The 23,692-nt window shown below is 62.1% G+C and carries 8 protein-coding genes and 1 tRNA gene; 5 read left to right on the top strand and 4 right to left on the bottom strand.

The window, feature by feature from the left end; genetic code table 11:
• Positions 1–73: 73 nt before the first annotated feature.
• Positions 74–1,819, top strand: a complete 1,746-nt coding sequence (locus FPT12_RS03145; RefSeq protein WP_145014604.1) for an amidohydrolase — start codon at positions 74–76, stop codon at positions 1,817–1,819.
• 150 nt (positions 1,820–1,969) lie between these two features.
• On the opposite strand, the gene FPT12_RS03150 is transcribed toward FPT12_RS03145, so the two are convergent.
• Entirely contained in the window at positions 1,970–2,857 is an 888-nt protein-coding gene (locus tag FPT12_RS03150) for a Dyp-type peroxidase (RefSeq protein WP_145014605.1), read from the bottom strand.
• Between the two features lie 319 nt (positions 2,858–3,176).
• Here FPT12_RS03150 and FPT12_RS03155 point away from each other — a divergent pair, with 319 nt between their 5' ends.
• A complete protein-coding gene (locus tag FPT12_RS03155; protein WP_145014606.1) occupies positions 3,177–4,802 on the top strand; it encodes an NADP-dependent glyceraldehyde-3-phosphate dehydrogenase in 1,626 nt (541 codons plus the stop codon).
• Between the two features lie 30 nt (positions 4,803–4,832).
• On the top strand, positions 4,833–5,912 hold the full coding sequence (locus FPT12_RS03160; protein WP_178098586.1) for an FUSC family protein: 1,080 nt from the start codon (positions 4,833–4,835) through the stop codon (positions 5,910–5,912).
• A 7-nt stretch (positions 5,913–5,919) separates the two neighbouring features.
• Here FPT12_RS03160 and FPT12_RS03165 read toward each other — a convergent pair whose 3' ends face one another.
• On the bottom strand, positions 5,920–6,813 hold the full coding sequence (locus FPT12_RS03165; protein WP_145014607.1) for a DMT family transporter: 894 nt from the start codon (positions 6,811–6,813) through the stop codon (positions 5,920–5,922).
• A 133-nt stretch (positions 6,814–6,946) separates the two neighbouring features.
• Between FPT12_RS03165 and FPT12_RS03170 the strand changes: the two genes are divergently transcribed.
• Complete coding sequence (locus FPT12_RS03170) at positions 6,947–7,384, top strand: Lrp/AsnC family transcriptional regulator (RefSeq protein WP_019690796.1); 438 nt, start codon at positions 6,947–6,949, stop codon at positions 7,382–7,384.
• Positions 7,385–7,502: 118 nt separating this feature from the next.
• Here FPT12_RS03170 and FPT12_RS03175 read toward each other — a convergent pair whose 3' ends face one another.
• On the bottom strand, positions 7,503–8,174 hold the full coding sequence (locus FPT12_RS03175; RefSeq protein ID WP_019690798.1) for a Bax inhibitor-1/YccA family protein: 672 nt from the start codon (positions 8,172–8,174) through the stop codon (positions 7,503–7,505).
• A 124-nt stretch (positions 8,175–8,298) separates the two neighbouring features.
• Here FPT12_RS03175 and FPT12_RS03180 point away from each other — a divergent pair.
• Positions 8,299–8,386 (top strand) — tRNA-Ser (locus FPT12_RS03180).
• Positions 8,387–8,734: 348 nt separating this feature from the next.
• Here FPT12_RS03180 and FPT12_RS03185 read toward each other — a convergent pair.
• A complete protein-coding gene (locus FPT12_RS03185) occupies positions 8,735–23,527 on the bottom strand; it encodes an autotransporter-associated beta strand repeat-containing protein (RefSeq protein WP_145014608.1) in 14,793 nt (4,930 codons plus the stop codon).
• Positions 23,528–23,692 lie beyond the last annotated feature (165 nt).

Here is a 23,692-nt window from a genome sequence, read left to right on the forward strand (position 1 = left end):
GTTTCAGGTGTTCTGCCCAGCGTGCCAAGCTACTAGTCTCGCTGCCAGACGAATAAAAACAAGGCACACGAGCATGAATAGAGTTATCCCGACACTCCTGAGCTGCGCCGTGGCTTTTGCCTCGATGGAAGCCATGGCCGCCGCCGATCTGGTATTGATCAACGGCAAGATTTTCACCGCCGACCACACCCAACCCAAGGTCCAGGCCCTGGCGGTGCAGGACGGCAAAGTGCTGCAGATCGGCAGCGACACGCAGATCAAGGCGTTGATCGAGCCCTCGACCCGGGTCATCGACCTGGCGGGCAAAACCCTGATGCCCGGCCTGATCGACAGCCACTCACACGCGATCTTTGGTGGTCTGGAACTGGCCTCGGCCAATATGGAAGATGAGCAAGTCAGCCTCGACGAACTGGAAAAACGCCTGCGCGACTGGCGTGACGATGGCAAGGCAAAACACGGTGATGTGTTGAGCGTGGCCGGCATGAGTTCGACCTACTGGGCGCAAGCCGAGGCTTTTGCCCAGCGTTTCAACCAGGGTGAATGGGCGCAGGTGCCAATCGTGTTCATCGGCAGCGACCACCACACCGCCTGGGCCAACAACGTGATGCTCGCGCGGGCCGGGATCGATGCCGCCCTGATCAACACCCTGCCCGCCGTGGAGCGCGACACTATCGGCCGCCTGGCGAATGGTGCGCCCAACGGTTTTCTGGTGGACGCGGGTTGGGACCGGGTCGCTTCGGTCATGCCCAAAGCGAGTCCGGCGGACCTGCTGCGAGCCGCCCAGACTGCGCTGCGGTTCAACAACAGCCTGGGCATCACCGCCTGGATGGACCCGGCCGCCAATGCTGCGCCGGGGGAACCGGTGTTCGCCCTCAAGCCCACAGAGAAAACCGTCGGCGTCTTACCGGTGTACAAGGCGTTGTCTGAAACCGGGGCCATGAGCGCGCACGTCGCCGCGCTGTTGGTGGCCAACCCGCGAAGCTGCCCGGCTGACCTCGACACACTGGACATTGTGCGCAAGCAGTTCCAGGGCATCCCGAACCTGAGCTTGCCCGGCATCAAGATCTTCGCCGACGGCGTACTGGAATTTCCGGCGCAAAGCGCGGCGCTGATCGATCCCTACAACAACTCGCACAAACAGGGCGAGCTGCTGATCGATCCGGCGCATTTCGGTGAGCTGGTCAGTGCCGCCGACCAACGCGGCTGGTTGGTGCACATACATGCCATTGGCGACCGTGCAGTGCGTGAGTCGTTGAACGGCATCGAACAAGCACGCAAGGATCGGCGCAGCGGCGTGACCCACTCCATCACCCACCTGCAACTGGTCAACCCCAAGGAGTTTGCCCGCTTCAAGCCACTCAATGTGATCGCTTCGATGCAGCTGCTCTGGGCCTCGGCTGACGAGTACACCCTGGACATGATCAAGCCGTACGTCAGCGCGCTCGCCTTCCGCTATCAGTACCCGGCGCACTCGTTGCTCAAGCAAGGCGCAACGATTGCCGGTGCGAGTGACTGGCCGGTGTCATCACCGAACCCGTTCAATGCGATGGCCCAGGCCATCACCCGTGTGGGGCCCAAAGGCGTGCTGAACGCCGCCGAGGGCATCGACCGCGAGAGCATGTTCTACGCCTACACCGTCAACGCCGCCCGCACCATTGGCCTGGAACAGCAGATCGGTTCGCTCCAGCCCGGCAAGCAGGCGGACTTCATCATCGTCGACCGCGATGTGTTCAAGGTCGATGAAAAAGCCCTGCACGACACCCAGGTATTGAGCACCTGGTTCGCTGGCCGCGAAGTCTACGTCTCCGCCGCACAGTGACATCTTGCCAGCGATGACATCCGTAAGACCCGCCATCGCTGGCAAGAGCTGGGCGCCCCCCCGATCCGTAGGAGCAAGGCTTGTCCGCGATAGCGCCCGCAAGATCGCCATCGCCGGCAAGCCGTGCCCCTACAGTATCTGCGTTAGTCTTCAGCCGATGCTCAGTGCACGCAGATCCAGCTGACCGTCCTTGAGCGGCGGGCACCAGTAGTAGCCGCCGGTAATCGGCCGGCTCATGCGGTACAGACCGTCAACGACGCCGTCTTCCAGGCCACTCATACGGCGCAGTTGAGCTTCGAAGGCATTGAAGGAATGACCGAAGGCCAGGAACATCAGGCCGGCACGATCACCTTCGATCCATGGCATCGAGCGGCGCACGATGAAGGCTTCGGGGGTGAAGCTTTCCTGGGCGGTGCGTTTGACGTGAGCGGAGATCGGCGCGTCGTCGAGTTCTTCGTTGTCGCTCTTGCGGCGACCAATGATGTTGTCCTGCTCATGGGACGGCATCGCATTAAAACCGTTCAGGTCATGCTGCCACTGCTGGATCGCGGCGAAGCTGCCACCCACCAGGCCGTCCTCGCCCTCAGCCACCAGCGCTGCAGCAACGGCAGCTTCGTCGTGGGGGTTTTCGGTGCCGTCTTCATAGCCCGTCAGATCGTGGCCACTCATGTGACGGAAGGCTTCGTTCATCTGCACCAGGCGCAATGCTGGAGCCAGCGCGACTTCAAGGGCACGGCTGCGATTAAGCAATTCGCCGCGATCCTCACCGTGCAGCCAGCACCACAGCGCGTGCTGGGTCGAAGGGTTATCGACGCCAACGCCGATCATCGCCGGGAACGGTCGCAGCCCCGCTACTTTCGCGTCCAGTGCATTGACCAGCGACTTGCCAAAACCGACCACCGCCGACTTGCCGTCCACCAGTTTCATCAGGTTGTCGAGCGCAGTCGGCAGAGCCTCGGCGGATTCGAGAGCGAAAAACAAATGACGCGCCTGAGGCGGAACGGGGGTGGCAAGGATGCCCGGCTGGTAGTAACTCATGAGAACTCCTCTGGAAAGGCATGAAGTTTACCCGGCACACGGCAGTTTGTGTGTGTTGAAAGGTGCAAGAGCGATGCAGACACGGAACTGTGCTGATGTCGCTCAAATCCTCCGTAGCAGTTGCCGAAGCAATCTGATAAAACGATTCAGCAATGCTAATCATGGCGCACATCCTGTGCCGCGCCAAAAGCGGCATCAGAATGATTTGTAGCCATCGCCGTCACTCCAGAAAAAGACACGGCTGACAGGTCTTGACCTCATGGCAGTGTCTGGCGACAAAAACCTTATCCGCATCACCCAATCCAGACGGGGTAGCGACATGAGCACAGCAAACATCCTTGGCAACCTGTTCCCGACCGCCCGCGACATCCCGGAGCAATACCGCCTCGACGGGCAGACCGAGCAACGCGAATACCTCGTCGATGGCGTCCTGAAAATCTGGAACGGCCCTCTGGCAATCGTCCGCAGCCCGGTCTACCTGACCGGCGAAAATGGCGATGAACAAGTCATTCTCGGCAGCACGCCACTGCTCGACGCCGACACCGCATTAACCGCCCTCGACGCCGCCGTCCGCGCCTATGACCGTGGTCAGGGCAACTGGCCAACGATGCGGGTGGCCGAGCGAATTCAGCATGTCGAAGCGTTCCTCGCCCGCATGCGCGAACAGCGTGAGGCGGTGGTCAAGCTGCTGATGTGGGAGATCGGCAAGAACCTCAAGGACTCGGAAAAAGAGTTCGACCGCACCTGCGATTACATCGTTGACACCATCAACGCTCTCAAGGAACTCGACCGTCGCTCCAGCCGTTTCGAACTGGAACAGGACACGCTCGGCCAGATCCGCCGCGTGCCGCTCGGCGTCGCCTTGTGCATGGGGCCTTACAACTACCCGCTGAACGAGACCTTCACCACGCTGATTCCGGCACTGATCATGGGTAACACCGTGGTGTTCAAACCGGCCAAGCTCGGCGTCCTGCTGATTCGCCCGTTGCTGGAAGCGTTCCGCGACAGCTTCCCGGCCGGGGTGATCAACGTGATCTACGGCAGCGGCCGCGAGACTGTCAGCGCGCTGATGGCCAGCGGCAAGATCGATATCTTTGCCTTCATCGGCACCAATAAGGCCGCCAGCGACCTGAAGAAACTTCACCCGAAACCACACCGCTTGCGCGCCGCGTTAGGCCTGGACGCGAAGAACCCCGGCATCGTGCTGCCCGAGGTGGATCTGGACAATGCGGTCAGCGAAGCCGTCACCGGTTCGCTTTCGTTCAATGGCCAGCGCTGCACTGCGCTGAAAATCCTCTTCGTTCATGAGCAAGTGGTCGACCGCTTCATCGAAAAATTCAACCACAAGCTGGCCTCTCTCAAACCCGGCATGCCGTGGGAAAGTGGTGTGTCGCTAACCCCATTGCCGGAGTCGGGCAAAGTCGATTACCTGCATGGACTGGTGGACGATGCCGTGAGAAAAGGCGCCAACGTGGTGAACGACAATGGCGGCCAGGCACGCGGGTCGTTCTTCTATCCGGCGGTGCTGTACCCGGTGACCACCGACATGCGCGTCTATCATGAAGAGCAGTTCGGCCCGGTGGTGCCGATCGTCCCTTATCGTGACCTGGATACGGTGATCGACTACGTCCTCGAGTCGGACTTCGGACAGCAATTGAGCCTGTTCGGCACCAATCCCGCCGAGGTAGGACGGTTGGTGGATATCTTTGCCAATCAGGTCGGGCGAATCAACATCAACGCCCAGTGCCAGCGTGGCCCGGACACCTTCCCGTTCAACGGGCGCAAGAACTCGGCCGAAGGCACGCTGTCGGTGCACGATGCGTTACGAACATTTTCGATCCGCACGCTGGTGGCGACCAAGTTCCAGGAAAGCAACAAGGAACTGATCAGCGACATCATCCGCGGACGGGAGTCGAGTTTCCTGACCACCGACTATATTTTCTAGAACGCACGCCGAGGACACCCTGCGAACCCGATGACAGCCCTTCGATCATCCCGACTGCCACCGTTGCTGCGCCGGTTGCTGCGTCCGCTCCTGGACCCGTACCGGCGCTATCGCAACGCCAAACTGATCCACGCCGTTCGGGTGTCGCTGGGGCTGTTGGCGACGATTCTACTGACCACCGGGATCCACCTGCCCCACGGTGAATGGGCGTCGGTGACCATGTTGGTGGTGATCGGTGGTTTGCAGCACCACGGCAATATCGGCAAGAAAGCTGCCGAACGCGCATATGGCACGCTGATCGGCGCTGGCGTGGGTTTGCTGCTGGTGGCGCAGCAGGCCTGGCTCGGCATGCCGTGGCTGACTTACTTCGGTATGTCGGTGGTCTGCGGGTTCTTCTCTTATCACGCGATCGGCAAGGGCGGTTACACCGCGTTGTTGTCGGCGATCACCGTATTCATCGTCGCCGGACACGGCGACAACCCGGTGACTGACGGACTCTGGCGCACGGTCGATATTCTCATCGGGATCGTCCTGGCCCTGGCCTTTTCCTTCGCACTGCCGCTGTACGCGGTCTACTCCTGGCGCTACAAACTCGCCAGCGCCTTGCGCGACTGCGCGAGTATTTACCGCCGGATCATCAGTGGCCAGTCGGTCACCGATGACCACTACCTCAAGATGCTCAGCCGTCTCAACGGGATGATGGTGCAACTGCGCTCGTTGATGCCGTCGGTGTCCAAGGAAGTGCGAATGTCCATGACCGAACTCGACGCCCTCCAGCGCAATTTGCGGATGTGCATCAGCACTCTGGAAATCCTCGCCAACACCCGCCCCGAAGCAAGCGACGAACAGGCCATGGCACAACTGCAACTGGCGCTGAAAGCCGAGCACCGGCAGGTTCGCGTGTTACTGATTGGCATGGCCCGGGCGCTGCAATCCGGTACGACACAACGCCTGGAGCGTGCGACCGATGAAGCCGCACCGCAGACCGCCATGGGCACCCCGGTCTACAGCGCGCTGGACGGTTACCGATTACTGACCCGACAACTGACCGCCAACCTGAATGACATGCGCCAGCGCTTGGTAAAGACTGCGCCCCGTTGGAAAATCTGAACGTCGGTCACTGCGTCGCGACTTTACGAACGCCGTTGCCCCAACCTTGTTGCATACCGGCAGCGGCCAGCAGAATCGCAACCACACCGATCCACTGCAACAGTTCGAGGCGATGGCCGAAGGCGAACCAGTCAACGAAAATCGCCGCAATCGGGTAGATAAACGACAGTGCGCCGGTCAGTGCTGTCGGCAGTTTCTGAATTGCGCCGTACAGCAGCACATACATCACGCCGGTGTGCACAATGCCCAGCGTGAGCAAACTGGCCCAGGCACCGGGCTGTTGCGGCAACGCAGAAAAATTCGCCCAGGGCGCAAGCAACAGCACGCCGGTGCAGACCTGAATCAACGCGATCAAATGCGGCGGTGTGCCGGTCAGGCGTTTGATGATCAGCGCGGCAAAGGCATAAAGCAGTGCAGCGCCCAAGGCCAGAGCAATTCCCAGCAGGTATTCACCGCCCCCCACGCCCTGCTCGCCATGCGCACTGACGATTGCCAGCATTCCGAGAAATGAAACCCCGAGCCAGAACAGCTTTTGCGCGGTAATTTTCTCGCCTAAAAACAGCGCTGCCAGACCGACCAGCATGAACGGTTGTACGTTGTAGACCGCAGTGCCGATGGCAATCGAGGCTCGTGAATAGGAGGCAAACAACAGCACCCAGTTACCGACAATCGCCACCCCGCTGAGCACCGCCAGCAAGAATGTGGTGCGGGTCAGAATGCCCGGGCGCAGAAAGCCGAACACCGCGCAAATCAGCAGCAAGGTCGCAGCGCCGAACACGCAGCGCCAGAACACCACGTCCAGCACAGGCTGGCCGGAAACCAGCACGAACCATCCGATGGTCCCGGAAATAAGCATGGCGGCGGTCATTTCCAACGAACCACGACGCAGTGTTTTATCCATGATCAGGCTCCTCGATATGAGCCCAAAGTATGCCAATCCAGCGCCGTGCCACTCCAGCGTCAAATGCAGGCTAAACTGCCAGTTCACCTTTTTTATCAAGGCAGATTCCAGTATTTGCCTAATCGGGGGTTGTATGACTGACGACATTGACCAACTGCTGATCGCAGCCCTCATGGAAGACTCCCGACGTTCGCTCAAGGCCCTGGCGCAGATCAGCGGCCTGTCATCGCCCAGCGTCGCCGAGCGCCTGCGTCGACTCGAAGAGCGTGGCGTGCTCAAGGGTTATACCGTCGACATCGATCCCAAATGCTTCGGTTATCAATTGCAGGCCATCGTGCGTATTCGCCCGCTGCCCGGCCAGTTGCAAAACGTTGAACGGCAGATCCAGGCCATTCCCGAGTTCACCGAATGCGACAAGGTCACCGGCGATGACTGCTTCATCGCGCGCCTGCATGTGCGTTCGATGGAACAACTGGATACCCTGCTCGACCGCCTCAACAGCTATGCCGAAACCAATACTGCAATCGTCAAGAAGACCCCGGTGAAACGGCGGTTGCCGCCGATGGCGTGAAATGGCTGGGATTGAGGGGATTCCGGTGAAAGCAGCATCATCGTCACCGAGTGAGCCCTGCCCGAATGCCAGACAACAAAAAACCCGCCGTAGCGGGTTTTTTGCTCAAGGCTGACGATCAGTCATCGCGACCCATGATGCCGAACAGCTGCAACAAGCTGATGAACAGGTTGTAGATCGATACATACAGGCTGATGGTCGCCATGATGTAGTTACGCTCGCCGCCATGAATGATGGCGCTGGTCTGGAACAGAATGCAGACCGAAGAAAACAGCACGAAGCCCGCGCTGATCGCCAGTTGCAGACCGCTGATCTTGAAGAACATGCCCGCCAGCGTCGCGCCCAGCAGGACGAAGAAGCCAGCGGTGATGAAACCACCGAGGAAGCTCATGTCCTTGCGTGTGATCAGCACATAGGCCGACAAACCACCGAATACCAGTGCGGTCATCGCGAAAGCCGAGCTGACCACTTCAGCGCCGCCTTGCATGCCCAGATAACGGTTGAGAATCGGGCCCAGCAGGAACCCCATGAAACCGGTCAGGGCAAACGCCGACACCAGGCCCCAGGCCGAGTCACGGAGCTTGTTGGTCAGGAAGAAAAGCCCGTAGAAGCCGATCAGCACCACGAACACGTTCGGGTAGCCGACACGCATCTGCTGAGCGACGAACGCCATCACACCGCTGAATGCGAGCGTAAGGGCGAGTAAGCCGTAAGTGTTGCGCAGGACGCGGCTAACCTCTAGCTGCTCAGCCTGCACGCTGTTATTAACTGCGTAATCCTGTTCGCGCATGGCGACACTCCTGTTGGTTTGAAACGTTCAGTCGCAAAGATCATAACAGACGCTCTGTAACAAGCTATGCAGAGAGTTTGACAGTGTGTTTCATTCAGGTATTATGGCGCCCGCAACGCAATACGGAGGTGTGGCCGAGTGGTTTAAGGCAACGGTCTTGAAAACCGTCGACTGTAACAGGTCCATGAGTTCGAATCCCATCGCCTCCGCCATCTTATGTACGACAAAGCCCTGATTATTCAGGGCTTTTTCGTTTCTGAGGTTTGAGAATTCTGCTTTGACATTTACGGATCGTTTCCGCATCTTTTCAGCTATTTCCGCAACCCTCTCTCCCAGTTCCTTCTGACTGAATCAACAAACTCGACTCTCAACCACAAAGGGTATTCGGTGAGGGTTCCGGCCAAAAGCGGTCTCTCGCGATGCGGTGAAAAACCTTTATTTGCTGATTTTCTTTTCGGGGCTGGACTTACAGATTCCGACGCATAGGAAATTCCACAGCACCATCAGACCGCCACCATCGTGGGCTTTGCCAATAGGAGGAAGGCGCTTTCAGCCCCCCCTTACCAAGACCAGCGCACCCCGACGCTAACCTGCTGCTGATTCACATCGCCGCCGCCCAGGTTTGCGCCTATTACCGAAGCCGTGCCAAATACCTTCAGATCCTGAGTTACCTGGGCCTCCAACCCCACATCCAGCGTTGCGCTCAATCCTAGGTCATGTCCGGAGAAGCTCTGCCGTGTCCCGCCCGGCAGTGTTACTTCCAGGTTTGTTGAGTTCTCCCCCAGGGTGTCCTGCAACCCTACGGCCAGCCAAGGCCTTAGGCTCGCGCCGCCATCCGTCTTGATGGTCTTTTCGACGCGCACCGCAGTCCTCACTAATCCCAATACATCGTCCTTTATATTCAGTTGCTTGCCGCTCGAGTCGGTCTTGTCGTCCCAGCGCATGTGGATGGCACTCGCCTGGAACTGCGGCTCCACTACCCATCCGTCGCCCAGCGCATACCTGTGCCCCACTTGTCCACTGAGACTCAAGATGTCGCCGTGCACCCGCTCCCTGAAGCCATCGGACGAACGGACATGCGCATCGGGCAGCAGAGCCGTCAGGCTCAGGTCGGCATAGGTGCCGCTCTGCCAATCCAAGCTTCCATAGGCGCCAAACGCCAGCGCCTCCATGTCCACGTTGGATCTGCCCACACTCACCGGACCGGTCGAACTCTCGCCTGTGGTCGAGTAATTGCCCCGCTGCTGGCCGATGAACAGACCGCCACGCATGCGGTAAGCCTGTTCGTCCACGAACAGGTGGTCGTAGCCGCCATAGAGCCCCGTGCTGTTGCCATCGAACTCGAACCCCGGATTCGATTCCATCGACAAGTGACTGCCGATGGCGGCCAGCCACAGCCCTTCGCAGGTGCCGAACCACTCCAGACCAATGCGCGTGCGCTCTTCCTCGCTGCGGTTGCAGTAGGGGTTATCCCCACGGCCTCCGGCCATGCGGTCAAACAGCAGTCGGTTGTTATCCAGAGTCATGCTATAGCCGATATCCGGCACCACCGTATAGCCGGGGATCTCCGGCAGCAGCAGCTTGTCGGCCGAACTCAAATACCAGTCCGAGCCATTCTTGCCCTGAGCGAAATTCCACGCCAGGACACTACCGTTTAAACGCACGGTTTTGTCCGACACGAAGCCTCCGGCGGTTGACGGATTGTCATTGGGACTGCTGATGACTCGGATCGTTGTCCCCGGCTTGGCCTCCGTACCATCGTTGGCGAAATAGACGCGAGTCGTACCGACCACATCACCGCCTATGTCCAACCCACCAGACGTACCGGCGGAGGCAGCGACCTGCACGTCGAGAGTGCCGTTACCGCTGTAGTCTCCGCTGATCGCCAGACGGTGCGATCCGACATTAATCATGCCGTCGTTATGAACGCTTCCTCCAACGCTTGCACCGGAGCGGGCGAGCAGGCGTGAAGTGCTGTCGATGGTCAGTAGACCACCGTTCAGGTCGAGTGGACTGGCCAGCGCGAAAACGCTGCCGTCGAGTAATTCGACCCGCTCCCAATTGCTCAGCCCCGGAGCACCGGCACTGAGATCCAGACCGCTGAAACTGAGGTGGTCATCGCCATCCCCCCCACCCAAGCTGCGCAGACCGCTCAGATCGCCACCGATGAAGCTAACCGAGTCATTACCGGCACCGAAGTCCAGCATGCCGCGCACGGTGCCTCTCGAGGTGAAGCTGTCATCTCCGTCGGTACCCGTGTAACGGCCCTGCACGTCGAGCGTGGCACCGGCGGCGACCGTCGTGTTCTGCGCCATGACGCTGCCGTTGGCGCCCACGTTCAAGGTGCCGGCGAGCACATTGACCGTGGCGAATTCCGACCCCAACGGGCCGTTGATGTTGAGTACGCCGACATTGGTCTTGCTCAGGGTTTCGAAGCTCTGCACGGCGCCCAGATCGGCGCTCACCGCGATGTCGGCATTGAGGACGTCGTTGCCTCCTCCTGCAGCCACCGTGCCCAGGATTTTGGTGCCGTCGTGGATGGTCAGCGTGTCGTCGCCATCACCCAGTGCAAAGACCCCGCCCCCGGTGTCGAGTGTGCCGGCGACATCCAGCACGTCGTTGCCCGCGCCCAGGTCGCCACTCGCCAACAGCGTGCCTCCCGCACCGATCGACACCGTATTGGTGCCAGCGTTTCCGGTGATTATCGCGGCCGTGCCGCCGACCGCCTGCAACCTGCCGTCGACATTCAGCGTAGTGTTGTCACCCATCGCGACGGTCGGCGTATTCAACGTGCCGCCCACGTCCAAGGTGCCTGCATTAAGCGCGGTACCACCGGAGAAGGTACTGGTGCCGACCAGGGTCGCGACGCCGACGTTGTCCTTGGTGAGGAATTCGAAGTTGGTTGTGTTGACGCCGTCGAATGTCATCGAAGCTGCATTGTTCAACACCACCGTATCGCCGGTGTTGTGACCGCCGCCGTCGATCACGGCGGCCAGCACCGCACCGTCGTTTAGGGTCAACGTGTCGTCGCCGCCACACAGATCGATGGTGCCGCTACCACTGATGGTGCCCGACACGCTCATCGTGTCGTTACCGGCGCCGCAGCCGTAACTGCCTTTTACATTCAACGTCGCACCGCTGCCCACTACGGTGGCAAGCGTGCTGCCAGCGGTCGCCACCACACTGGCGTCGGGGCCGACATTCAAAGTACCACCCAGCACGCTGACTTCCTGGAGATCGGTCGCGCCCGGCCCGTTGATGTTGAGCACGCCAGCCCCGGTCTTGGTCACACCCTCGAAGTTCACCAATTCGCCCAGGTCGGCGGTCAGGTTGATGTCGTAGACGCGGGTATCCAGCCCGGCGCCGCCGTCGACCGTGCCCAGCACCACGGTGGCATCGTGCACCACGAAGCTGTCGTCGCCATCACCCAATGCAAAGATCCCGCCCCTGGTGTCGAGTGTGCCGGCGACATCCAGCACGTCGTTGCCCGCGCCCAGGTCGCCACTCGCCAACAGCGTGCCGCCCGCACCGATCGACACCGTATTGGTGCCGGTGCTACCGGTGAGCGTTGCCGCCGTACCACCGAGCGCCTGCAACCTGCCGTTGACATTCAGCGTAGTGTTGTCACCCAGCGCGACGGTCGGCGTATTCAACGTGCCAGCCACGTCCAGGGTGCCGGTATTGAGCGCGGTACCACCGGAGAAGGTACTGGTGCCGACCAGGGTCGCGACGCCGACGTTGTCCTTGGTGAGGAACTCGAAGTTGATCGTATTGCTGCTATCGAACGTCATCGAAGCTGCATTGTTCAACACCACCGTATCGCCGATGCTGTGACCGCCGCCGTCGATCACGGCGGCCAGCACCGCACCGTCGTTTAGGGTCAACGTGTCGTCGCCGCCACACAGATCGATGGTGCCGCTACCACTGATGGTGCCCGACACGCTCATCGTGTCGTTACCGGCGCCGCAGCCGTAGCTGCCGTCAACATTCAACGTCGCACCGCTGCCCACTACGGTGGCAAGCGTGTTGCCAGCGGTCGCCACCACACTGGCGTCGGGGCCGACATTCAAAGTACCACCCAGCACGCTGACTTCCTGGAGATCGGTCGCGCCCGGCCCGTTGATGTTGAGCACGCCAGCCCCGGTCTTGGTCACACCCTCGAAGTTCACCAATTCGCCCAGGTCGGCGGTCAGGTTGATGTCGTAGACGCGGGTATCCAGCCCGGCGCCGCCGTCGACCGTGCCCAGCACCACGGTGGCATCGTGCACCACGAAGCTGTCGTCGCCATCACCCAATGCAAAGATCCCGCCCCTGGTGTCGAGTGTGCCGGCGACATCCAGCACGTCGTTGCCCGCGCCCAGGTCGCCACTCGCCAACAGCGTGCCGCCCGCACCGATCGACACCGTATTGGTGCCGGCGCTACCAGTGAGCGTTGCCGCCGTACCACCGACCGCCTGCAACCTGCCGTTGACATTCAGCGTAGTGTTGTCACCCAGCGCGACGGTCGGCGTATTCAACGTGCCGTCCACGTCCAGGGTGCCGGTATTGAGCGCGGTACCACCGGAGAAGGTACTGGTGCCGACCAGGGTCGCGACGCCGACGTTGTCCTTGGTGAGGAACTCGAAGTTGATCGTATTGCTGCTATCGAACGTCATCGCCGCAGCATTGTTCAACACCACCGTATCGCCTGCGCCGTTCGCGCCACCGTCGATGACGTTGTTCAGCACCGCGCCATCGTTGAGGGTCAGCGTGTCATCGCCGGCGGCCAGGTCGATGGTGCCACTGCCGCTAACCGTGCCGGACACGTCGAAGCTGTCGTTGCCCGCGCTGCCAGTGTAGCCGCCGTCGACATTCAAGGTCGCGCCGCTCGCCACCGTCGTGCTAACCACGCCATTGATCGCACCGCCGGCACCGATGTCCAGCGTGCCCCCCCCCACATTGACGACAGTGAAGCTCGAGCTCGCCGGCCCATCGACGTGGAGCGTGCCTGTGTTGGTCTTGGTCAAGGTCTCGAAATTGATCGCGCCGCCCAGCGTGGCGATGCCTGCGATGTCCGCCAGGAAGGTATCGGTGCCCGCCCCTCCGTCCACGGCATTCGCCAAGCCCGACAGATCGGCGCCGTCCTGGACAATGAAGGTGTCGTCGCCGTCGAGCAGGTCCACGGTGCCCGTGCCGGTCACCGTACCGGCTACGGTCATAGTGTCGTTACCGCTCGTGCCGGTGAAGCTGCCGTCCACGTTCAACGTCGCGCCGTTGCCGACCGTGGTGTCCTGCACCGATACCGTGGCGCTTGGCCGGATGTTCAGCGTGCCGCCGAGCACATCGACTTGCTGCAGGTCGGTCGCGGCGGGGCCGTTGATGTTGAGGGTACCGACACCGGTCTTGGTCACGCCTTCGAAGTTGACCAATGCGCCCAGATCGGCGGTCAGGTTGATGTCGTAGACGCGGGTGTCCAGGCCGGCACCACCGTCGATGGTGCCGATGATATTGGTGCCGTCGTGCACGATGAAGGTATCGTTGCCATCTCCCAGCGCGAAGGTTCCGCCCTGCGTATCGAGCGTGCCGACCACGTCGAGCACATCGTTACCGGCGCCCAGATCGGCGCTGGCGAGCAAGGTCCCTCCCGCCCCCACAGTGACGGTGTTAATGCCCACACTGCCGGTGATCGTCGCGGCCGTACCGCCCGCGCCCTGCAGCGAACCATCGACATTGAGCGTCGTGTTGTCGGCCAGCGTCACGGTCGGCGTGCTCAGTGCACCGTCCACGTCCAGCGTGCCACCGTTGATCGTGGTGCCGCTGCTGAAGCTCTGTGTCCCGGTCAGCGTCGCCGTGCCAGTGTTGTCCTTCTGAAGGAATTCGAAGTTGATCGTGTTGCCGGCGTTGAAGCTCAGTGCGTTGGCGTTGTTCAGCACGACGGTGTCGCCTGCGCCATGCGCGCCGCCGTCGATGACGTTGCTCAGCACCGCGCCGTCATTGAGTGTCAGCGTGTCGTCGCCAGCAGCCAAGTCGATGGTGCCACTGCCGCTGACCGTGCCGGACACATCGAAGCTGTCGTTGCCCGCGCTGCCAGTGTAGCCGCCGTCGACATTCAAGGTCGCGCCGCTCGCCACCGTCGTGCTAACCACGCCGTTGATCGCGCCGGCGGCACCGATATCCAGCGTGCCACCGAGGACATTGACCGTGGTGAACGACGAAGATGCGGGGCCATCGACATTGAGCGTGCCGATGTTGGTCTTGGTCAGCGTCTCGAAGTTGACTACGCCCCCCAGGACCGCACTGCCGGCGATGTCGGCCAACACCGTATCCGTTCCGTCTCCGCCACTCAGCGCGTTGACCAGACCCGACAGATTCGCGCCGTCGTTTAAGATCAGCGTGTCGTCGCCGTCACACAGGTCGATGGTGCCGCTGCCCGTCACCGTGCCGCCCACGGTCATCGTGTCGTTGCCGGTGCCGCAGCCGTAGCTGCCGTCCACGTTGAGGGTGGCGCCACTCGCAACGAGCGTACTGAACGGACTACCGTCGGCGGGCCCTGCCACGATGCCATCCGGCCCGATGTTCAACGTGCCCTCCAGCACATTGACGTTCTGGATGGTGGACGGGAACAACACGCCGACGGTATCGCCGTTGATGTTGAGGGTGCCGACCCCGGTCTTGGTCAGGACTTCGAACTGAACCAGTGCGCCGAGATCGGCGGTCAGGTTGATATCGGCGATGGCGGTGTCGGTGCCATTGCCGCCGTAGACGACGCCATTCACCACCCCCCCGTCGTGCAGGGTGAACAGATCGTCGCCGTCGCCCAGCGAAAGCACGCCGCTGAAACTGTTGCCATTCGTGTTGAGTTCACCGAACACGTCCAGCACGTCGTTGCCGCCCGCCAAGTCGCCTGTCGCGAACAGCAAGCCGCCAGCCCCGATCGTTACCGTGTTGACGTCATCGTCACCGAGGATGACCGCTTCGGCGCCATTGAAGCCTTGTACCACGCCGTCAACGTTGAGCGTCGTGCCGCCAAGCAGAAGCATATTCGACGTCTCCAGCGTGCCGTCTACATCCAGCGTGCCCGCCGCCACATTGACGCTGTCGAAACCCTGGGTTCCGATCAAGGTCGCGATACCCGTATTTTCCTTCTGCAGGAGCTCGAAGTTGGTCGTGTTGCCAGCGTCGAACGTAAAGGCATTGGCGTTGTTCAGCACCACGGTATCGCCGTTGTTGGAGTCGCCGCCGCTGACGACGTTGCTCAGCACCGCGCCATCGTTGAGGGTCAGCGTGTCATCGCCGCCACACAGGTCGATGGTGCCGGTGCCCGATACCGTGCCGGCCACCGTCATCGTATCGTTGCCGTCGCCGCAACCATAGCTGCCGTCCACGTTTAAGGTGGCGCCGCTGCCAACCAAGGTGCTGAGCGTGCTGCCCGGGGTCGCCACCACGCTGCCGGTGGGTCCGATGTTCAACGTACCACCAAGCACGCTGACTTCTTGCAGATCAGTCGCGCCGGGGCCGTTGAGGTTGAGCGTGCCGGCACCGGTCTTGGTCACGCCTTCGAAGTTGACCAACTGGCCGAGGTCGGCGTTCAGATTGATGTCGTAGACGCGGGTATCCACGCCGGCGCCACCGTCAATGGTGCCGATGACATTGGTGCCGTCGTGCACGGTGAAGGTATCGTCGCCATCGCCCAGCGCGAAGGTTCCGCCCTGCGTGTCGAGCGTGCCAACCACGTCGAGCACATCGCCGCCGGCCCCGAGGTCGCCGGTCGCGACCAGCGTGCCATTGACCGTCACCGTATTGATGCCGGCGCTGCCAGTAATCGTCGCGGCCGTACCGCCCGCGCCCTGCAGCAAACCATCGACATTGAGCGTCGTGTTATCGGCAAACGTCACCGTCGGCGTAGTCAGTGCGCCTTCCACATCCAGCGTGCCGCCATTGATCGCGGTGCCGCCGCTGAAGCTCTGTGTCCCGGTCAGCGTCGCCGTGCCGGTGTTGTTCTTCTGAAAGAATTCGAAGTTGACGATGTTGCCGCCGTTGAGGGCAAGTGCGCCGGCGTTGTTCAACACGACCGTGTCGCCTGCGCCATGCGCGCCACCGTCGAGTGGATTGGCCAGCCCGCTCAGGTCAGCGCCGTCGTTCAAGGTCAGTATGTCGTCGCCGTCGAGCAGGTTGATCGTGCCGGTGCCATTGACCGTGCCCGACACGGTGAATGTGTCGTTGCCTGCGGTGCCTTGGTACGTCCCGTCCACGGTCATGGTCGCGCCCGAGGACACCACGGTGGTTTGCGGATCGACGATGGTGCCCGCGGCGACGTGCAGCGTCCCGCCCTGCACCAGCACCGTATCGAACTGCGAAGTCACCGGACCGTTGATGTTGAGCGTGCCGACATTGGATTTGATCAGGGTTTCGAAATTGACCGCGCCGCCCAGGGTCGCGGTGGTGGCGATGTCAGCCGTCAGCGTATCGATGCCGAGGCCACCGTTGATCGCGGTCGTCAGACCGCTTAGATCAGCGCCATCCTGTAGAGTTAACTGATCATCGCCATCGAGCATGTCGACGGTGCCTGTCCCCGCAACATTGCCTGCAACGGTGAGGCTGTCAGAACCTGTGGTAAAACCCAGGCTGCCATTGACGTTCAGCGCCGCGCCGCTGGCGACCGTCGCGTCGGATACCCCGGTAAAGCTGGCAGCGGCATTGATGTTCAACATGCCGTTCAGTACGTTGACGGTCGTGAAGTCAGAACCCGTCGGGCCATTGAAGTTGAGTGCGCCGACGCCGGTCTTGGTCAGGGTTTCAAACCCTTGCACTGCACCCACGTCTGCGCTGGTATTGATATCAGTGGCGAAAGTATCGGTGCCCGCGCCCGCCGTCACGGCGCCGATGATGTGGGTGCCGTCGTGGATGCTCAGGGTGTCATCACCGGCGCCGAGTGCGAAAGTACCGCCGCCGGTGTCGAGCGTGCCGGTCACGTCCAGGACATCGTCGCCGCCACCCAGATCGCCACTGGCGACCAGGTGGCCACCAGCACCCACCGTCAAGGTATTCGCGCCGGCACTGCCGGTGATCGTGGCTGCTGCTCCGCCAACACCCTGCAGTGAGCCATCGACATTGAGCGCCACATTGTCAGCCAGATTCACTGATGGCGTTTCCAACGCACCCACCACATTCAGCGCGCCGCCGTTGATTGTGGTGCCTACACTGAAGCTCTGACTGCCGGTCAGGGTGGTGACGCCGCTGTTCTGCTTGAGCAGGCTTTCGAAACCCGCGGTCGCGCCGCCGTTGAAGGTCAGCGCCAGGGCATTGTCGAGCACCAACTGGTCGTTGCCGGTTCCGGCATTGATACCCACTCCGCTGATCACGGCGCCGTCACGCAGGGTCAAGGTTTCGTCCCCCGCACCCAGGTCCAGGGCGGCGCCGCCCGTGTTAAGCGTACCTGCGAGGGTGACATTGTCGGTGCCGTTGCCAAGGCTGCCGCTTGCTTGCAGCGTCGCCCCGCTGTTGATGTTGAGGGTGTTGGCGCCGGCGCTGCCGGTGAAGATGGCAGTCGTTCCGCCCATGCCCTGCACCGTGCCAACCACGTTCAAGGTGGTGGCGTCCGCCATCGAGACGGTCGAGGTATCAAGCGTGCCGTTCACATTCAGCGTGCCGCCGTTGATCGCGGTACCGGCACTGTAATTCTGGTTGCCGGTCAAGGTCAGCGTGCCCGTGTTCTGCTTGGTCAGTTGCTCGAAGCCACTGAAACCACCGAAGGTCTTCGCCAGGGCGTTGTTGATCACCAGGCTGTCGGCGGTGCCGGCACCCGCGTCGACGCCGGCGCCGTTGATCACTCCGTCATTGATGGTCAGGGTGTCGTTGCCAGCGCCCAGGTTCAACACCGCGGCACCCGTATCCAGCGTGCCAGTCACGTTGAGGGCATCGCTGCCATCGCCCAAGTCGCCGTTGACGCGCAGGGTCGCACCGCTGTTGACGTTGATCGTGCTGGCGCCTGCGTCGCCGGTGATCGCGGCAGTCGTTCCGCCCGCCGCCTGCACGGTGCCGTCCACGTTGAGGGTGGAGGTGCCACTCATGGCGATGGAGCCGGTGTTCAGCACGCCATTCACGTCCAGCGTGCCCGCGCTCACCGTGGCACCGCCGATGCTGTTGCCTGCGGTCAGCGTGGTGGTGCCGGTGCCGACCTGCGCGAAGGTGCCCGGACCACTCATGGTGGCATTGAAGATGACCGTGTCACTGCGGTTCATCGACAACGTCGAGGTTGCCGAATCAACGATCACATTACCGGTGCCGAGATTGCCCGACGTGTTGCCGTCGCCGATCGTCAGGTTGCCGTCGTTGATGACGGTGTTGCCGGTGTACGTGTTGTTGCCGGTCAGGACCCAAGTGCCGCTGCCGTTCTTGGCCAGCGTGGTGATGCCGGTGCCGCTGTTGCCGATCACGCCGGCCAAGGTGTTGTTGCCAGTGTTGGTGCCGCCCAGGGCGACGGTGCGCGCCACGTTCGGATTCGATAGCCCGATCGTGCCGGAATTGGTGAAGTTGATCGCGCCTGTACCCGACGATTCGATGAACGAAACGCCGCCCGCCAGCGTGAACAGTCGATTGCTGCTGTCGCCCGCGCCGGTGTAGCGCAGGGTCGAGTCGTTGCCAATCACCAGGTTGGAGGCCGCACTGGAGGCTGCACCGATGCCGCTGGCCGTGCCGCCATTGCTGAGTTTGCTGACCCCGAGCACGCCGCCGTTGATAGTGGTGACACCGGTGTAGCTGCTGTTGTTGTCGGTCAGAATCCAGGTGCCGGCGCCGGTCTTGGTCAGCGAGCTGACGCCCGTACCGCTGTTGTCGAGCTGCGCCGACAGCGTGTTGTTGCCGGTGTTGGTACCGGTGAGCGTCAACGTGCGCGCGACGCCGGTACCGGTCAACGCAATGGCGCCGACGTTAGTCAGGTTCAATGCTCCTGTGCCCGAGGAATCCAGCGAGCCACCGCCCGCGCCGAGCGTGAACAGGCGATCGCTGCTTTGGCCCGCACCACCGTACGACAGGGTGGCGCCACCGTTGATGACCAGATTGCTTGCGGCCGCGCTGCTGGCGCCGGTGCCACTGTTGCTGCCGCCGTCGGCCAGACAGTCGACGGCCAGGGTCCCGCCGTTGATGGTGGTGGTGCCGGTGTAGCCGTTGTTGCATCCGGTCATTCGCTGGACCTGCACACCACTCTTGACCAGGTTGCCGGTGCCATTGATGTTGCCTGCATAGGCAACGCCAGCCGTATTGTTGCCGGTGCTGACCGTCAGCGTCTGCCCGCCTAGGTTGATGTTGCCGCCCGCGGTGCCGCCACCTTGCAACCAGGTGAACGACGGATTGAAACCGTTGGCATCCAGCGTGGCGCCGGCCACGTTGCCCATGTTCAGGTAGCCGTTGCCAAAGGCCGTGGCTGAGCCGGCGCGCAGGATGCCGGCCTGATCAACCACTGTGCCGCCGGTATACGTATTGTTGCCGGATAGCACCAGCGTGCCGGGCCCTCTCTTGTACAGGGTGCCGGCGCCGCCCACCGCCCCACTGATGCCCAGGGTGGTCGTCGCGTCGGTGACGTTAAGCACGCCATACCCGCCCTGCAACGTGAATCCGTGATCGGTGCTGACGCTGCCACCGGTGTAATTGAGATAACCGTTACTGAACAGAAGGTTGGAAGCAGCGCTAGACGATGCGCCGATACCGCTTGCCTGCCCGCCATTGGCCAGACAATCGACGGTAATCTGGCTGTTGTTGTTGATGGCGGTGGCGCCGGTGTAGGTATTGTTGCAACCGGACATAATCTGGGTGCCAGCCACCTGCGTGTAGCCGCCGCTACCGCTGATGACTCCGCCGTAGCTCCCGCCGGCGAGAGCCGTTAGCGTGGCGGAGCCCAGGGTCACGTTGCCGACGCCCTGGAGCGCCCCGATCGAGGTGTTGAAACCATTGAGATCCGCCGTGGCTCCGCTCGCCACGCTCAGGTTGTTACTTGTGCTGCCAAAAGCCTGGGTAGACCCTGCGCGCAGCGTGCCGGCAGTGACCGAGGTACCGCCCGAGTAGGTATTGGTGCCGGAGAGCACCAGCGTGCCCGCCCCGTCCTTGCGAAAACCATCATCACCCACTGCCGTACCGCTGACAGTCAAGGTGGTGGCCGCGTTGCTGACACCAATGGCACCAACGCTGCCGCCAGCACCGGGGGTGCCGACGGTGAAGCCACGATCGGTGCTGGACGTACCACCGAGGTAAGCGAGCGTGCCGCCATTGAGGACGAGATTGCCCGAGGCATTGCTGGACGCACCGATGCCGCTGACCAGGCCGCCATCGGCCAGGGTGTTGACCGCCAGCGTGCCTCCGGTGACGGAGGTGATGCCGGTGTAGTCGTTGCCCGCGTTGCCCAACGTCAGCGTGCCGGCGCCGGTCTTGGTGAAACTGGCGCCATCGGTGCTGGTGACCAGGCCGTTGAACGTCAGGTTGCTGACGGCACTGGTGACATCGACGGTACTGCCCAGGATCGCGCCGGATTTGGCGATGGTGAAACCGCGGTCGCTGGTCGTCGTGAGACCGGTGTAGCGCAGCGTGCTGCCTTCCAGGAGCAGGTTGGACGACGCCGCGGACGAGGCGCCGATGCCGCTGGCCGTGCCGCCGTTGGTGATATTGCCGACCGAGAGGATCCCCTGCGACACGATGGTGGCGCCGGTGTAGGTGTTGTTGGCGTTGGTCAGCGTGACCAGCCCGGTACCGGCCTTGGTGAAGCCGACTCCGCCGCCGTTGTCGACGATCTGGGACGCTATGGTGAAGTTGCCGGTGCCATTTTGCTGGACGCCTAGCACACCACCTCCGGAGGTACCGGTGAGCGAACCGCCCGTGATCGTCTGATTGTTGGCCCCGACCGACGGCGCAACGATGATGGTGCCATCCACACCGAGGGTATTACCGGCGCCCACGGTCACGGTGGAGTTGGCTGCCGCGGTGTACTGCAAGCCGCCGATCTGCTTGCTGCCGCTCACCGTGCCAAAAAAGGGCGAGTTCGCAGTGCCACCGGCATCGCTGAGGATCTCGTTGTTCAGCCAGGTGGAAGCATTGTCCTTGTTGACATAGTCCGCCGTGGTGAAGGCAAGGATGTTGCCACCGACCACCTTGGCGTAATTGGTGCCGTTGACCGTGGCCCAACCGCCCAGTGTGGTATTCGTGGTGGAGATGTTGCCGCTGCCCGGCAGGTTGAAGTTGACCAGGCCACCGGTGCGGTTGATCGCCCCCAGGTTGACTGCCATGCTGCCGCCGGTGCCGGATGTCGCGCCGATCGTGTTGTTACCTGCGGTGACGAGCAGACCGTTGAACGTCTGCGTGTTGGCCTCGCCAGCGGAACCGATCGCATTGAGCACCCCACCGCCCATGTTCAGGGTCGAGGCGCTGGAAATAATGTTGCTGGTGGGCGCGGTGGCTGCACCGAAGTCCAACCGCAGCGTACCGCCGTTGATAGTGGTCGCACCCGTGTAGGTGTTGGCCCCGGTGAGGGTCTGCGTGCTGGCTCCGGTCTTGACGAGGCCACCGCTGCCGGTGATGTTGCCGGCGTAGGCGGTACTGATACCCGCAGCATCGTTCAGGGTCAGCTTCCCCGATCCCAGGTCGACGGTGCCGCCCGTACCGGCCAACGAGCGCACCGTGATGTCCAGATCGTTGAGGTCCAGCGTACCACCGCTGTTCACGGCGACCCCACTGGTTGCTCCAAAGGCTGTGGTGCTGCCGGCGCGGAGCGTGCCGCCATTGACCGTGGTGCTGCCGGTGTAGGTATTGGCGCCACTGACCACCCAGGTGGAGGCGCCGCTCTTGGCCAGGCCGCCCGTACCAGAAATGACGCCCGAGAAGAGGTTGTCGGCACCCACGTAACTGCCGCCGAGCGTGCCGGTGTTGGTGAGTGCCAGGGTACCGCTGAGCGCAAGCGCGCCGGTGCCGTCGTTGTTGATCGCGCCGCCGTTTAGTCCCCATGTCCGATTGCTGCTGTCGCCAGCGCCGGTGTAGGTCACGGCGCCATTGGTGATGCCGATGCCATTCCCCACCGCGCCGGCGCCAAAGGAACTGGCGGTGCCGATGTCCTTGAACGAACCGGCCCGCACGGTTACGCCGTTGATGCCGGTCGCGGTCGTATACGTATTGACGTTGCCAAGCGTGATGGTTCTTCCGGCGCTACCGGTATAGGAGACCAACCCATTGCCTGAAATGATGCCCAGCAATGACATGTCGGCCGTATTGGCATTGAAGTTAGTTCCATAGGTGCTGCCACCGGACACGGCCATGTTGCCGGTCAGTGTCAACGTGCCTGTCCCTACGTTGCGGAAGGTAAGCGGCGCCACGGTGCCCGCGGCGTTGAGTTGCCAGTTGCGGTTGGAACTGCTGGCACTACCGGTATAACTCAGTGTTGAACCAACACCACCGCCGGACCCAAGCGTGATGGTGCCATTGGCCACCGTCGTTGGCGCACCCAGGGAACTGGCCACGCCCAGATCGGCGATGGAATTGAACGAGAAGCTGCCGCCACCCCCGTTGTTGAAAAAAGTCGCCCCGGTATAGGTGCTGGCAGTGTTGGTAAGATTCACACCACTATTCAGTCTGAGCCCGCCGGCGCCGGTGAAGCGGGCCGAGCCGACCCCTGCGCCGCTCAGCAAGACGGTCCCGCTGGTGAGGGTAATGTTCCGGCTCGTTGCGAGGGCACCTGTACTGCTCAAGCTTGTGCCGCCGGCGATGGTGACGCCGTTGCCCGCCGCACCCAGCGCGGAATCGCCGTTGAGGGCCAGGCCGCCGCTATTGACCACGACACCCCCGCTGAAGGTGTTGGCACCGTTGAGACTGAGGGTACCGGCCCCCGCCTTGGTCAGACCCGCGCTGCCAGCCAGGATCGAGTTGATGGTGGCTGCGCCAGTGACGGTGATGGTGGGCGTGATCCCCCCCAGAGTCAGGGTGCTGCCGTTGAGCGTGTAACCGGTGGTCAGGAAGGTGAGGTTATGTACGGTGAGCGGCGTGCCCAGGGTCACGGTGCCGGCGGTGCCACCGAAGAAGGCGTCGTCCAGGGCGGCGTTGTTCCAGGTGCTGTAAGGACCGCTGACGCCGTCGTTGTTGGGGCTCCAGAAAGCGCCGGAGAGATTCCAAGTGCCGGTACCACCCGAGCCCACTGCCGTGCCGTTGGTATCCCAATACCGATCGACTGCCTGCAGTATCGGGCTGAACGCCATGCCCGCCGACAGCAACAAGGCCAGCGTCCGGAGCCTGCGCCCCCGTCGCCCGCCGCTGCGACCTTTGCCATGGGATTTCGCATACTCGCTGACTGCTACGAAAGTACCTGCACGTCCACTCCAGACAAGGCGAAATACATGATTCATGGTCTTTCCCTTTTTTCTTATTGAGTTGTTCCCTACCGAGCTTCCCGCTCAACAGTTGCGCGCTGACAGCCACTCGCCATGCGCACGCCGACACGTCAAATCTATGCAGTATCCCTAAGAAAATTCTGAAAATGCGCAAGTAGCCCGTAGCGCCCACCCATTTGC

The sequence above is a fragment of the Pseudomonas sp. H3(2019) genome (assembly GCF_007713465.1).
Lineage (GTDB): Bacteria > Pseudomonadota > Gammaproteobacteria > Pseudomonadales > Pseudomonadaceae > Aquipseudomonas.

What these genes read in the sequence shown, in the direction of transcription:
- FPT12_RS03175 (WP_019690798.1), bottom strand. Translation starts at nt 8,174, where the DNA reads ATGCGCGAACAGGATTACGCAGTTAATAACAGCGTGCAGGCTGAGCAG.
- FPT12_RS03150 (WP_145014605.1), bottom strand. Translation starts at nt 2,857, where the DNA reads ATGAGTTACTACCAGCCGGGCATCCTTGCCACCCCCGTTCCGCCTCAG.
- FPT12_RS03145 (WP_145014604.1), top strand. Translation starts at nt 74, where the DNA reads ATGAATAGAGTTATCCCGACACTCCTGAGCTGCGCCGTGGCTTTTGCC.
- FPT12_RS03165 (WP_145014607.1), bottom strand. Translation starts at nt 6,813, where the DNA reads ATGGATAAAACACTGCGTCGTGGTTCGTTGGAAATGACCGCCGCCATG.
- FPT12_RS03155 (WP_145014606.1), top strand. Translation starts at nt 3,177, where the DNA reads ATGAGCACAGCAAACATCCTTGGCAACCTGTTCCCGACCGCCCGCGAC.
- FPT12_RS03160 (WP_178098586.1), top strand. Translation starts at nt 4,833, where the DNA reads ATGACAGCCCTTCGATCATCCCGACTGCCACCGTTGCTGCGCCGGTTG.
- FPT12_RS03185 (WP_145014608.1), bottom strand. Translation starts at nt 23,527, where the DNA reads ATGAATCATGTATTTCGCCTTGTCTGGAGTGGACGTGCAGGTACTTTC.
- FPT12_RS03170 (WP_019690796.1), top strand. Translation starts at nt 6,947, where the DNA reads ATGACTGACGACATTGACCAACTGCTGATCGCAGCCCTCATGGAAGAC.